The following is a 12,704-nucleotide window of genomic DNA, read 5'->3' as shown; positions in this document are numbered from 1 at the left end:
TGGCTTTTCACTCCTGGTTGATGGCAGGCGGCAAGGCCCCGGGGTTGAGGTTCAACTGCATGAAGGTCAGGTCCAGCCAGCGGCCGAACTTGGTCCCCACCTCGGGCATCTGCCCGGTGATCACGAAACCGGCCCGCTCGTGCAGGCGAATCGAGGCCGCGTTGCCACTTTCGATGGCCGCGACCATGACGTGTTTATCGCAGGCCCTGGCACGTTCGATCAGCGCGGCCATCAGCAGCGGACCAAGGCCATTGCCGCGTTGATCGCTGCGCACGTACACCGAATGCTCCACGGTGTGGCGGAAGCCGTCGAACGGCCGCCAGTCGCCGAACGAAGCGTAGCCCAGCACGTTGTCTTCGGCGTCGACGGCCACCAGCACCGGGTAGCCCTGGGTCTGCCGGGCGCTGAACCAGGTTTGGCGATTGCCCAGGTCCACGGCTTGTTCGTTCCAGATCGCCGTGGTGTTGAGGACGGCGTCGTTGTAGATCTCGCGGATCGCCGGCAAGTCTGTGGCGTGGGCATCACGAACGTGGGCAGTCATGGCGTGGCCTCAGGCGATGGGTTGATGGACGGTGACCAGTTTGGTGCCGTCGGGAAATGTCGCTTCGACCTGAATCTCCGGGATCATTTCCGGGATGCCTTCCATCACCTGTTCGCGACTCAGTAGGGTGGTGCCGTAATGCATCAACTCGGCCACGGTCTGACCGTCCCGGGCGCCTTCGAGCAGGGCCGCGGAAATGTAGGCCATGGCCTCCGGGTAATTGAGTTTCAAGCCACGGGCCAACCGTCGTTCGGCGACGAGGCCGGCGGTGAAGATCAGCAGTTTGTCTTTTTCGCGTGGGGTCAGGTCCATGTGTCATCCATAAAGGGCAGATAAATAAATTGGGCTAAAAACATGTACCTCTGTGGGAGCGGGCTTGCTCGCGAAGACGGTGTGTCAGCCAACTCAACTGTTTGATGTGAGCCCGTATTCGCGAGCAAGCCCGCTCCCACAGAAAAGCAATTCAGGTACTCCAGATCCGAGGTGGCACCGCTTCTCGCCCCAGCACCGCCGGGCGCAGCAGTCGCCACAATTCAATCAACCATCCCCGCGCCAGCAACGCCTCGCTCGCCAGACACCGCGCCACCACCAGACCAGGCAACTGCGTCAGGTCCCCACGCACGGCATGGCCCAGGGAACGACACCGTTCCAGCAGCGCGCTGTCGATCTCGCCGGTCACCAGCAGCGTTGCGAATACCGGGTCGCCGCCCAGGCCGATTGGCGAGTCGAGCAGTCCGTCGTCGCCGACAATGCGCTGGCGCTCATGCCACAGCAGTTGGCCGTCGCGGCGAATATCCAGCCGCGATTGAAAGTGTCCCAGGTCAAAGCGCTCGCCGCTGGCGGGCCGGCCCAGGGCAACCACGTCCCAGTAGAAGAGCCGGCCATCGCCGTGCAGGTCGATGCTGGTGCTGAGTTCGGCCTGGGCCGCGCTGAAGACGATGGTTTCCTGTGGCAGCCATTCCAGGGTCGCGCCGGGTGCCACGCTCAGGGTCAGCTGTTGGTACGCCGGGCCGGCAGCGCGGTACCACTTGGCCGCGCCGGGGCTGGTCAGTTGTGCCCAGGCGCCGGAACCGACGTGAGCCGAGATCGCCAACCGGTCACCGCCAGCAATGCCACCGGGCGGGTGGACGATGATGTGTTGGCACACCTCGGGCCCTTCGGCGTACAAATGCTTTTGCACCCGCAGCGGGCCTTTATGGCGGCGCTGTACCGGGCGCGTGCTGTCGCTGAAGCGGGCATAAGCCAATTCCAGCTCGGCGTGCCAGCAGGGCGTGAACAGGGCAGGTACAGAGAGAGGTAGATTCATGATTTCTGATTATTGTCCGGACGCTACAGACTAGATCGTAACCAGCCCGCGCACACCCTCGGCTTCCATGTTTTCTCCGCGCCCCTGCTGCACGATCTCGCCCCGGGACATCACCAGGTACTGATCGGCCAACTCGGCGGCGAAGTCGTAGAACTGCTCCACCAGCAAAATTGCCATGTCGCCCCGGGCCGCCAGCTTCTTGATCACCACGCAGATTTCCTTGATCACCGAGGGCTGGATGCCTTCGGTGGGCTCGTCGAGAATCAGCAGTCGTGGACGACTGGCCAGGGCCCGGCCAATGGCGAGCTGCTGTTGCTGGCCGCCGGACAGGTCCCCGCCACGACGTTGTTTCATCTGCAGCAATACCGGGAACAATTCGTAGATGAATGCCGGCACTTCCTTGGCTTCGGCGCCGGGAAAGCGCGACAGGCCCATCAGCAGGTTTTCTTCCACCGTCAGCCGTCCGAAAATTTCCCGGCCCTGGGGCACGTAGGCGATGCCGGCCTGCACCCGTTGGTGCGGTTTGAACGCGGTGATGGCCTTGCCTTCCCAACTCACCGCGCCTTCCTTGGCCGGCAACAGGCCCATCAGGCATTTGAGCAGGGTGGTCTTGCCCACGCCGTTGCGGCCCAGCAGGCACGTCACTTCGCCGACCTTGGCGTCGAAAGACAGGCCCCGCAGGATGTGGCTGCCGCCGTAGTATTGATGAAGGTGTTGGACCTGTAACATTTGAACTCCGTTCGTAGGGCTTCAAGCGGCAAGCTTCAAGCGACAAGTAAGAGCGGGACTGTGTAGGGCTTGCTTCACTTGCCGCTTGAAGCTTGTAGCTCGAAGCTGGCCGATTCATCTTCCCAAATAAACTTCAACGACCCGTTCATCGGCCTGGACCTGTTCCAGCGATCCTTCGGCCAGCACGCTGCCCTGATGCAGCACGGTAACGTGGTCGGCGATGGTGCCGACGAAGCCCATGTCATGTTCCACCACCATCAGCGAATGTTTGCCCGCCAGGGATTTGAACAGCTCGGCGGTGAAGTCGGTTTCGGCGTCGGTCATGCCCGCCACGGGTTCGTCGAGCAATAGCAATTGTGGGTCCTGGACCAGCAGCATGCCGATCTCCAGGAACTGCTTCTGTCCGTGGGACAGCAGCCCGGCGGCGCGGCTGACCGATGGCGTGAGGCGAATGGTCTCCAGCACTTCATTGATACGGTCGTGCTGCTCGCCGGTCAGCTTCGCCCGCAGGCTGGCCCATACTGACTTATCGGTTTTCAACGCCAACTCCAGGTTCTCGAACACGCTCAGGGCTTCGAACACCGTGGGTTTCTGGAACTTGCGGCCGATACCGGCCTGGGCGATCTGCACTTCGCTCATGCCGGTCAGGTCGAGGGTTTCGCCAAACCAGGCCTTGCCATGACTCGGACGGGTCTTGCCGGTGATGACGTCCATCAGCGTGGTCTTGCCCGCGCCATTGGGACCGATGATGCAACGCAGTTCGCCGACACCGATGTACAGGTTCAGATCGTTCAGGGCCTTGAAACCGTCGAAGCTGACGCTGATGTCTTCCAGGGTCAGGATCGTGCCGTGACGGGTATTCAGGCCTTCGCCCGCGGCCTGGCCGAGGCCGATGGCGTCGCGGCTACTGCCGGCGTCCTTGTTGGGGTCGGTTGGAAAGAAAACCGGTTCGAGCATGAATTCGGCACTCGCTGTGATTCTCATTGTTCGCCTCGTTTCTTCAGCAGGCCCACCACGCCCTTGGGCAGGTATAGAGTCACCACGATGAACAGCGCACCCAGGAAAAACAGCCAGTACTCCGGGAAGGCCACGGTGAACCAGCTCTTCATGCCGTTGACCACGCCGGCGCCCAGCAGCGGCCCGATCAGTGTGCCGCGCCCGCCGAGCGCCACCCACACGGCAGCCTCGATGGAGTTGGTCGGTGACATTTCGCTGGGGTTGATAATGCCCACCTGTGGCACATACAACGCCCCGGCCAGACCGCACAGGACCGCGCTCAAGACCCAGACGAACAGCTTGAAACCCCGGGGATCGTAACCGCAGAACATCAGGCGGTTTTCCGCGTCCCGCAGGGCGGTCAGCACCCGGCCGAACTTGCTGCGGGCCAGCCGCCAGCCGATGAACAGGCTCGTCACCAGCAACAGCACGGTGGCCAGGAACAGCGCCGCCCGGGTGCCTGGCTCGGTGATGCCGAAGCCCAGGATCGAGCGGAAACTGGTGAAGCCGTTGTTGCCACCGAACCCGGTTTCGTTGCGGAAGAACAGCAACATTCCGGCGAAGGTCAGGGCCTGGGTCATGATCGAGAAATACACGCCCTTGATCCGCGAACGAAAGGCGAAGAAACCGAACAGCAACGCCAGTAGCCCCGGCGCCAGGACCACCAGGCACAAGGCCCAGAGAAAGTTGTCGGTACCGGCCCAGTACCAGGGCAACTCGGTCCACGACAAGAAGGTCATGAACGCCGGCAAGCCATCTCCGGCGGCCTGGCGCATCAAGTACATGCCCATGGCGTAGCCGCCCAGGGCGAAGAACAGGCCGTGGCCCAGGGAGAGCAAACCGGCGTAGCCCCAGACCAGGTCCAGTGCCAGGGCGACGATGGCGTAGCAGAGAATCTTACCCACCAGGGTCAGGGTGTAGGCCGAGACGTGCAGCGGATTATCCGCCGCCAGCAGCGACAGCAACGGCAGGCTCAGCAGCACGGCCAGGATCAGCGCGCCGACGACGAGAGTGACTTTGGGACCGGCCTTTTGCGTGGCCGTGAGCATCAGGGGCTGGTTCATCAGTCGATTACCCGTCCTTTGAGCGCGAAGAGGCCTTGCGGACGCTTCTGGATGAACAGAATGATCAGCGCGAGGATCAGGATCTTTCCGAGCACGGCGCCGATCTGCGGTTCGAGAATTTTGTTGGCGATGCCCAGGCCGAACGCGGCGGATACGCTGCCGGCCAACTGTCCGACGCCGCCGAGCACCACCACCAGGAACGAATCGATGATGTAGCTCTGGCCCAGGTCCGGGCCGACGTTGCCGATCTGGCTCAGGGCCACGCCGCCGAGCCCGGCGATGCCCGAGCCGAGACCGAAGGCGAGCATGTCCACGCGGCCGGTGGGCACGCCGCAGCAGGCGGCCATGTTGCGGTTCTGGGTCACTGCGCGCACGTTCAGGCCCAGGCGGGTCTTGTTCAGCAACAACCAGGTCAGCACCACCACGAACAAGGCGAAGGCGATGATCACGATGCGGTTGTACGGCAGCACCAGGTTCGGCAACACCTGGATTCCGCCCGAGAGCCAGGCCGGGTTGGCGACTTCGACGTTCTGCGCACCGAACACCAGGCGCACCAGTTGGATCAGCATCAGGCTGATGCCCCAGGTGGCGAGCAGGGTTTCCAGTGGCCGTCCGTAAAGATGCCGGATCACCGTGCGCTCCAGGGCCATGCCGATGGCGGCGGTGATGAAAAATGCCACCGGCAGGGCAATCAGCGGATAGAACTCGATGGCGCTCGGGGCGAAGCGCTGGAACAGCATCTGCACGACGTATGTGGAGTACGCGCCGAGCATCAGCATCTCGCCGTGGGCCATATTGATCACCCCCAGCAGGCCGAAGGTAATCGCCAGGCCGAGGGCGGCTAGCAGCAGGATCGAGCCCAGGGACATGCCGCTGAACGCCTGGCCCAGCAACTCGCCCACCAGGAGCTTGCGCTTGACCTGGCCCAGGCTGGTTTCGGCGGCGGTGCGCACAGCGGCATCGGTTTCGACGCCGGGTTCGAGCAGCCCTTCCAGGCGGGTGCGGGCCAGTGGATCGCCGGTTTCCCCCAGCAGGCGGACGGCGGCCATGCGCACGTTCGGGTTGGCGTCCACCAGTTGCAGGTTCGCCAGGGCCAGGCTCAGGGCGGCGTGAACATCTTCGTCTTGCTCACCGGCCAACTGCCGGTCGAGAAAGGCCAGTTGCGTGGGGCGGGCACTTTTTTGCAGTTGCTGCGCGGCGCCCAGGCGCATGCCGGGATCACTGGCGAGCAATTGGTGACTGGCGAGGGCGGTTTCGACCAGCCCGCGCAAGCGGTTGTTCAGGCGCAGGGTCTTGGGTTGGCCGTCGACGGTCAACTGCCCTTGTTGCAAGGCGTTGAGCAGTTCGACACGTCCGGGCTCGGGCTGCGCAGCCCAGGTTTCCAGCAGTTTGGCCTGCTGGGTCGGGTTGGCGGCGACGAAATCTTCGGCGTCGCCGGCGTGGGCTCCCAGCGGCAGTAACATCACCAGGGCGATAATCAGATGGTAAAGGGCAGTGGGCATATGCTCGGCCTTGCGCAGTCTTGCTTTGTGGGAGCGGGCTTGCTCGCGAATGCGGTGGGTCAGTCACATTTGCTCTGGATGATCTACCGCATTCGCGAGCAAGCCCGCTCCCACAAGGGATTTGTGTCGGTCAGAGTTCGATGCTCGGGCCAACACCCATGGGCTCAGTTACCCTTCACCGCATAGTCGGGCTTCTTGTCGTTGCCGGCGATGAACGGGCTCCACGGTTGCGCGCGGATCGGGCCTTCGGTCTGCCAGACCACGTTGAACTGACCGTCGGCCTGGATCTCGCCGATCATCACTGGCTTGTGCAGGTGGTGGTTGGTCTTGTCCATGGTCAGGGTGTAGCCCGATGGCGCGGCGAAGGTCTGGCCGGCGAGGGCTTCGCGGACTTTGTCGACGTCGGTGGACTTGGCTTTCTCGACCGCTTGGGCCCACATGTGGATACCGACGTAGGTAGCCTCCATCGGGTCGTTGGTCACGGCCTTGTCGGCGCCCGGTAGGTTCTTGGCCTTGGCATACGCTTTCCAGGCATCGACAAATTTCTTGTTCGCCGGGTTATCCACGGATTCGAAGTAGTTCCATGCCGCCAGGTTGCCCACCAGTGGCTTGGTGTCGATGCCGCGCAACTCCTCTTCGCCCACCGAGAACGCCACCACCGGTACGTCGGTGGCTTTCAGGCCCTGGTTGGCCAGTTCCTTGTAGAACGGCACGTTGGAGTCGCCGTTGACTGTGGATATGACTGCGGTCTTGCCGCCAGCCGAGAACTTCTTGATGCTCGCCACGATGGTCTGGTAGTCGCTGTGGCCGAACGGGGTATAGACCTCTTCGATGTCCTTGTCCGCCACACCCTTGGAGTGCAGGAACGCCCGTAGGATCTTGTTGGTGGTGCGCGGGTAGACGTAGTCGGTGCCCAGCAGGAAATAGCGCTTGGCGCTGCCACCTTCTTCGCTCATCAGGTATTCCACCGCCGGAATCGCCTGCTGGTTCGGCGCTGCGCCGGTGTAGAACACGTTCGGCGACATCTCTTCGCCTTCGTATTGCACCGGATAGAACAGCAGGCCATTGAGCTCTTCGAACACCGGCAGCACGGATTTGCGCGACACCGACGTCCAGCAGCCGAACACCACGGCGACCTTGTCCTGGGTCAGCAACTGGCGGCCTTTTTCCGCAAATAGTGGCCAGTTCGAGGCCGGGTCCACGACCACCGCTTCGAGCTGCTTGCCGTTCACACCACCCTTGGCATTGATTTCGTCGATGGTCATCAGCGCCATGTCCTTGAGGGACGTCTCGGAAATCGCCATGGTTCCGGACAGTGAATGCAGGATGCCGACCTTGATGGTTTCGGCGGCCTGGACGGTCCAGGCCATGCCCATCGCGGCAATGCTGGCCGAGAGTGTAAAAGCCTTGATCAAGCTACGACGTTTCATTGTGCGATCTCCGTGGACTTTATGAGTTTTTCTTGGTTGGCAGATGCGGACGCTGAAGGGGCTTTTGCAAGGGATGTGCCCGGTTGGGGGGAGGCTCGGAAACAAGGGGTGGCGCAGAGGCTGGACAGGGTGGCGCACCATGAGTGCTCGTCATGCGGTGGCTGGTGCGACCTGGCGCGCCACATTGGGGCGTCGCGGCCACTGAAGATCCCCCTGTGGGAGCGGGCTTGCTCGCGAAAGCGGTGTGTCATTCAACACATGCATCGGATGACACACCGCATTCGCGAGCAAGCCCGCTCCCACAATGGGGTTATGTGCAGGCCTTGAAGCTCAGCGCCGCCGCATCAGGCCGATGAAAAACAGCCCGCCAATGGCCGCCGTCGCCACGCCAATCGGCAAGTCCTCCGGTGCGATCAGGGTCCGCGCGGCCACATCTACCCATACCAGGAACAGGCTGCCCAGCAGTACGCAGGCCGGCAGCAAGCGACGATGCTCGGCGCCCACCAGGCGCCGGGCGATATGCGGCACCATCAGCCCGACAAATCCGATCGAGCCGCTGATGGACACCAGTACGCCGGTCATCAGCGACGCGATCAGGAAGATCCACAACCGCACCTTCGCCGCGTTCAGGCCCAGGGTCACGGCGGTCTGTTCGCCAGTCATCAGGGCATTCAACGGCCGAGCCATGCCCAGCAACAGAGCCAGTCCCAACAGGACGCTGGCGGCGGGCACCGCCAGCAGTTCCCAGCGCGCCAGGCCCAGGCCGCCGAGCATCCAGAACATCACCGCGGAGCTGGCGCGATGGTCACCCAGGAACAGCAGCAGGTTGGCCGCCGCCATCATCACGAATGACACCGCCACGCCGCACAGCAACAGGCGATCGCTTTCCAGGCGACCCTGACGGCTGGCAATCGCCAGCACCAAGAGCATGCTCAACAGCGCGCCGATGAACGCGGCGAGGGGCAGGGTCAGCAGGCCGACGATTTCCCCGACATGCAGGACCACGATGACCGCCCCGAGGGTCGCGCCGGAGGTAACCCCGAGCAGGTGCGGGTCGGCCAGCGGGTTGCGGGTGACCGCTTGCAGCACCGCGCCGATCAATGCCAGCCCCGCGCCCAGCAGCGCACCGAGCAGCAGGCGCGGCACGCGGATCAGCCAGACGATGTGTTCCTGGCCGGCCGTCCAATAGACCTCCCCCATGCCGAAGGCCTTGTTCAGCAAGATGTCCCAGACCACGGCCACCGGCACCCGCGCCGGCCCGAAGCCCAGGGACACCACGCACGACACCAGCATCAGCGCGCCGAGGAAAATCAGCAGTCCGGCATAGCGACGAGGGTTCATCGGTCGTGGAAACCCTTCGCCAGAGTCTGCACCGCCACCACGTTGTCGATGCCTGGCGTGGCCTGGACGTAGGGAATCACGATGAAGCGCCGGTGCTTGATCGCATCCACCGACTGCAAGGCCGGGTGGTCCAGCAGGAATTGTTGTTTCTGCTCGGCGCTGACTTCGCCGTAATCGACGATCACGATGACCTCGGGGTTCTGCTCGACCACGTTTTCCCAGTTCACCCGGGTCCAGCTGGTTTCCAGGCCATCGAGGATATTGCGCCCGCCCGCCGCGTCGATCAGAGCCTGGGGCATGCCCAGTCGGCCGGAGGTCATGGCCCGGTCTTCACCGCTGTCGTAGAGGAACACTCGGGGCCGGTCGGTCGGCAGGTGTTTGCGGACGTCGGCCACCTGGGCCTGCATCGTGGCGATCAGCGCATCGGCGCGGTCCTGGACGTCGAAAATCTTCCCAAGATTGCGCAGGTCGTTGTAGGTATCTTCCAGCGAAGCCGCCGGACGTTTCATCACGAACGCGCAGGACTCGGTCAATTCGTACACGTTGATGCCCAGCGGTTGCAGGGTCTGCGGCGTCAGGTCGCCGCCCACCCGCATGCCGTAGTCCCACCCGGCGAAGAAGAAATCCACATTGGCGTTGAGCAGGGTTTCCACCGAGGGGTACTTGGCCGCCAGTTCCGGCAGGCCATCGAGGATCTTCGCCATTTCGGGCGTCACCGATTTCCAGCCACTGATGCCGCTGTAGCCGACCATGCGCGATTTGAGCCCGAGGGCGAGCATCATCTGGGTCATGTTGATGTCGTGGCTGACGGCGTGCCGCGGGGCTTCGTTGAACGTCACCTGACGGTCGCAGCTCTGGATCGTCAACGGATAGCGGGTGGATTCGGCCAGGGCATGGGCGCTGCACAGCAGCAGCGGCAGGAGCAGCAGGGAACGCAGGGTCATGGTTGGGTTATCCAGGTGATTCGTGGGTAGCCGGCAAGGGGATGTTCATCCACCAGGGCTTTGACGCCGAAGACGTCGTGCAGCAGCGCGGCGGTCAGCACATCCTTGGGAGTGCCGCTGGCGACGATGCGGCCGTGTTCGATGACGTAGAGCCGGTCACAGAAGGCGGCCGCCAGGTTCAAATCGTGGATGCTGGCGAGGGTGCCGATTCCCAGGCGCTTGATCAATTGCAGCAGTTCGAGTTGATAGCGCGGGTCGAGGTGATTGGTCGGCTCGTCGAGGATCAGCAGTTGCGGTTGCTGGACCAGGGCGCGGGCCAGGATTACCCGCTGTTTTTCACCGCCCGAGAGGGTAGCGAACGCATGTTCGCCGAAGCCTTGCAGCCCTGCCGCCTCCAGGGCCTGGATGACCAGGCGCCGGTCCTCGTGGTTATCGCCATCGAACAGGCCTTTATGAGGCGTGCGGCCCATGGCGACCACTTCCTCGACCGTCAGGCCAAAGGCGTCGGGAAACTCCTGCAGTACCACGGCGATACGTTGCGCGCACCAGCGTGACGACTGGCGCCAGACGTTGTAGTGGTCGAGTTTCACTTCACCGCTCTCCGGCGGGCTGAACCGATAGGCGCACCGCAACAGGCTGGTCTTGCCGCTGCCGTTGGGCCCGATCAACCCGACAAACTCCCCGGCCGCCACCTGCAACGTGGCGTCACGCAGTTGGAACTGGTGATGGCAGTGACCATGGCCCAGAGGAGTCCAGGCGAGGTGAGAGAGGGTCAGCGAGGTCATGCGTGTACTCAAGTTATCGGTTGAAACACCGCTCCTACAAAGAACTGTGTTTACAGCTGGACAGCGGGCGCGATTGTAGAGGTTTCGCGCCGCCTTCCGTTAACGCACTGTCTTCAGCATGAAGATGAAACCTTCTCAAAGGGCGTATCCAGCCCTCCCCTGGCAAGCCGGCACGGACCTGTCAGACCTGACAGTAGCCCCCGGGATCGAGGCAGGTTAGCTTGCTTATTCCCCAAAAAAGGGAAGAAACGCCATGACCACGACCAGATTTGTGACTTTCATTGGCGCACTGGTCTTCGAGTGTGTCGCCATTCGCTTGGCCGTAGCCTCCGGGCATCCGTGTGAGCAGGCATGGGCGAAGAACCCGATCAGCTTCAGTTGCAAGGAAACGGTGAGTGCGATGGACACCGGCCGCCCGCCTCGCCCGATGATCGAGCCACAGGCCAACGAGCGGTGCCGGATCGCTGTGACATGCAGGAATGACTACGGCGGCGGCACGCCCAACGAGATCGAAGACATCAAGGTTATCGACGTGGAAAAACTCCACGTCTGCAATGGTGTCCTTCAGCCGGGATCTTGTGGCGATCTGTTCCGGCCTTGACCGTCGCTCAAGAGATTGCATCACTGCGGATGTCCTGGATCCTGCGCGAAATCCACAGGCGGTCGATCATCCATACCACCACCAGCGACGCCCCCACCAACGGAAACACCACCGCCAGGGCCAGCATGATGAACACCCCGGTCTTCCACGTCGGCAGGTCGTGGCGCATGGGCGGTACGCCGAGCTTGCCCTGCGGTCGGCGCTTCCACCACATCACCACGCCGCTCACGGCGCTGAGCAGGATCATCAGGCAGATCAGCAGTACCACGATCTGGTTCGCCGGGCCGAACATCTTGCCTTCGTGCAACATGACGCCGGTTTCGGTGGCGCGGGCGACGACGCTGTAGTGAGCCCAGCGCACATCGGCCAGGACCTTGCCGGTGTACTGGTCCACGTGGAGAGTCGCGTCGTTGCGCGGATCGTCGGCGAACACGGCAATGGTGAAGACTCCCGTGGTCGTGGTTGGCAGGGTGATGCTGTAGCCAGGTGTGACCTTGTGAGCGGCGGCGAGGTCCTGCACCGCTTGCAGGCTGATGGCCGGCGCGGCAGGGCCCTCATGCATGCCACCGTGGGCCATGTGCTCGGCATGATCGCCGGACATCGGCATCGGCGTGTTTTCCACGGCCCAGGGCACGGTCTGGCGATGGGCGCTGTTGAGGCTGCCGGCGTCGGCATCGGACTTGGGCACGTCATTCCACATCGCGGCGGGGAAGCGATTCCAGAGATTGGCGTACTGTTTGCCCCAGAAGCCGGTCCAGGTCATGCCGCTGAGCAACATCACCAGCAGCAACGCCGCGCCCCAGAAGCCGATGACAACGTGCAGGTCGCGCCAGAACAGCCGGCCACGAACGTTCCAGCGCGGCCACAGGACCCCGGCGGATGATTGCCCACGGGGCCACCACAGGTACAACCCCGAGACTATCAGCACCACACCCCAGCCGGCGGCCATTTCCACCAGCCGATCACCGACGGTGCCGATCAACAGTTCGCCATGGATGGCTCTGGCCAAGGCTTGCAGGTTGTTCTTGGCGTCCTGTTCGCCGAGGACGTCGCCGTGGTATGGGTCGATGAAGACGTTCAGCTCCCGGCCCTTGTCGATCACCACGAACTGCGCGCTACGTTCGGCGTCGGCCGGTGGCAAGTACTGTTTTACCTGGGCTTCGGGGTACGCCTGGCGGACCTGTTGGAGCAGGTCGTCCGCAGCCATCGTGTGATGGCCGGCCGGTACGTTCAGCAGGCTGCCGTACATCAATGGATCGAGTTGCGGTTTGAACAGGTAGATGATGCCGGTCAGGGCCAGCATCACCATGAATGGCGCGACGAACAGCCCGGCATAGAAATGCCAGCGCCAGGCCAGGTTGTAGAAGTTCGGTTTCGGTTGGCTCATCGAAAAGCGCTCCGCTTGGCAAATGTGGTTGTTATGTTGTGAGGCTGGACACCGACCTGTGGCGAGGGAGCTTGCTCC

The 12,704-nt window shown here is 63.0% G+C and carries 13 protein-coding genes; 1 reads left to right on the top strand and 12 read right to left on the bottom strand.

The window, feature by feature from the left end; translation table 11 throughout:
• Nucleotides 1-7: 7 nt before the first annotated feature.
• The 11 genes from FBX99_RS05000 to FBX99_RS04945 form a co-directional block, all read right to left on the bottom strand.
• On the bottom strand, nt 8-541 hold the full coding sequence (locus FBX99_RS05000; protein WP_144928494.1) for a GNAT family N-acetyltransferase: 534 nt from the start codon (nt 539-541) through the stop codon (nt 8-10).
• Nucleotides 542-550: 9 nt separating this feature from the next.
• Nucleotides 551-853, bottom strand: coding sequence for an urease subunit gamma (gene ureA / locus FBX99_RS04995; RefSeq protein WP_003197350.1), 303 nt, complete (start codon nt 851-853; stop codon nt 551-553).
• 151 nt (nt 854-1,004) lie between these two features.
• A complete protein-coding gene (locus FBX99_RS04990; RefSeq protein WP_144928496.1) occupies nt 1,005-1,847 on the bottom strand; it encodes an urease accessory protein UreD in 843 nt (280 codons plus the stop codon).
• A 30-nt stretch (nt 1,848-1,877) separates the two neighbouring features.
• Nucleotides 1,878-2,576 (bottom strand): urea ABC transporter ATP-binding subunit UrtE, encoded by a 699-nt coding sequence (gene urtE, locus FBX99_RS04985; RefSeq protein ID WP_144928498.1) that lies wholly within the window; start codon nt 2,574-2,576, stop codon nt 1,878-1,880.
• A gap of 114 nt (nt 2,577-2,690) precedes the next feature.
• The gene (gene urtD / locus FBX99_RS04980) at nt 2,691-3,560 is read right to left on the bottom strand and encodes an urea ABC transporter ATP-binding protein UrtD (protein WP_144928500.1); all 870 of its coding nucleotides are present in this window, start codon (nt 3,558-3,560) and stop codon (nt 2,691-2,693) included.
• Nucleotides 3,557-4,636, bottom strand: coding sequence for an urea ABC transporter permease subunit UrtC (gene urtC, locus FBX99_RS04975; RefSeq protein WP_144928502.1), 1,080 nt, complete (start codon nt 4,634-4,636; stop codon nt 3,557-3,559). The genes urtD and urtC overlap by 4 nt, the downstream gene beginning before the upstream one ends.
• Nucleotides 4,636-6,138 carry an urea ABC transporter permease subunit UrtB gene (urtB, locus tag FBX99_RS04970; protein ID WP_144928504.1) on the bottom strand — a complete coding sequence of 501 codons (1,503 nt, stop codon included), beginning with the start codon at nt 6,136-6,138 and terminating at the stop codon, nt 4,636-4,638. The genes urtC and urtB overlap by 1 nt, the downstream gene beginning before the upstream one ends.
• A gap of 164 nt (nt 6,139-6,302) precedes the next feature.
• Nucleotides 6,303-7,568 carry an urea ABC transporter substrate-binding protein gene (gene urtA, locus FBX99_RS04965; protein ID WP_144928506.1) on the bottom strand — a complete coding sequence of 422 codons (1,266 nt, stop codon included), beginning with the start codon at nt 7,566-7,568 and terminating at the stop codon, nt 6,303-6,305.
• A gap of 330 nt (nt 7,569-7,898) precedes the next feature.
• Entirely contained in the window at nt 7,899-8,909 is a 1,011-nt protein-coding gene (locus tag FBX99_RS04955; protein ID WP_145130813.1) for an iron ABC transporter permease, read from the bottom strand.
• Entirely contained in the window at nt 8,906-9,853 is a 948-nt protein-coding gene (locus tag FBX99_RS04950) for an ABC transporter substrate-binding protein (protein WP_145130811.1), read from the bottom strand. The genes FBX99_RS04955 and FBX99_RS04950 overlap by 4 nt, the downstream gene beginning before the upstream one ends.
• On the bottom strand, nt 9,850-10,638 hold the full coding sequence (locus FBX99_RS04945; protein ID WP_144928514.1) for an ABC transporter ATP-binding protein: 789 nt from the start codon (nt 10,636-10,638) through the stop codon (nt 9,850-9,852). The genes FBX99_RS04950 and FBX99_RS04945 overlap by 4 nt, the downstream gene beginning before the upstream one ends.
• 253 nt (nt 10,639-10,891) lie before the next feature.
• On the opposite strand from FBX99_RS04945, the gene FBX99_RS04940 reads away from it, so the two are divergent.
• Nucleotides 10,892-11,239, top strand: coding sequence for a hypothetical protein (locus FBX99_RS04940; RefSeq protein ID WP_144928516.1), 348 nt, complete (start codon nt 10,892-10,894; stop codon nt 11,237-11,239).
• A 7-nt stretch (nt 11,240-11,246) separates the two neighbouring features.
• Here FBX99_RS04940 and FBX99_RS04935 read toward each other — a convergent pair whose 3' ends face one another.
• Nucleotides 11,247-12,626 (bottom strand): PepSY domain-containing protein, encoded by a 1,380-nt coding sequence (locus FBX99_RS04935; protein ID WP_145130809.1) that lies wholly within the window; start codon nt 12,624-12,626, stop codon nt 11,247-11,249.
• Nucleotides 12,627-12,704: the final 78 nt, after the last annotated feature.

Origin of the sequence: Pseudomonas sp. SJZ074, assembly GCF_007828215.1 — a bacterium.
In the GTDB taxonomy this organism is placed as follows: domain Bacteria; phylum Pseudomonadota; class Gammaproteobacteria; order Pseudomonadales; family Pseudomonadaceae; genus Aquipseudomonas.
This window is presented reverse-complemented; position numbering and strand designations above follow the sequence as displayed.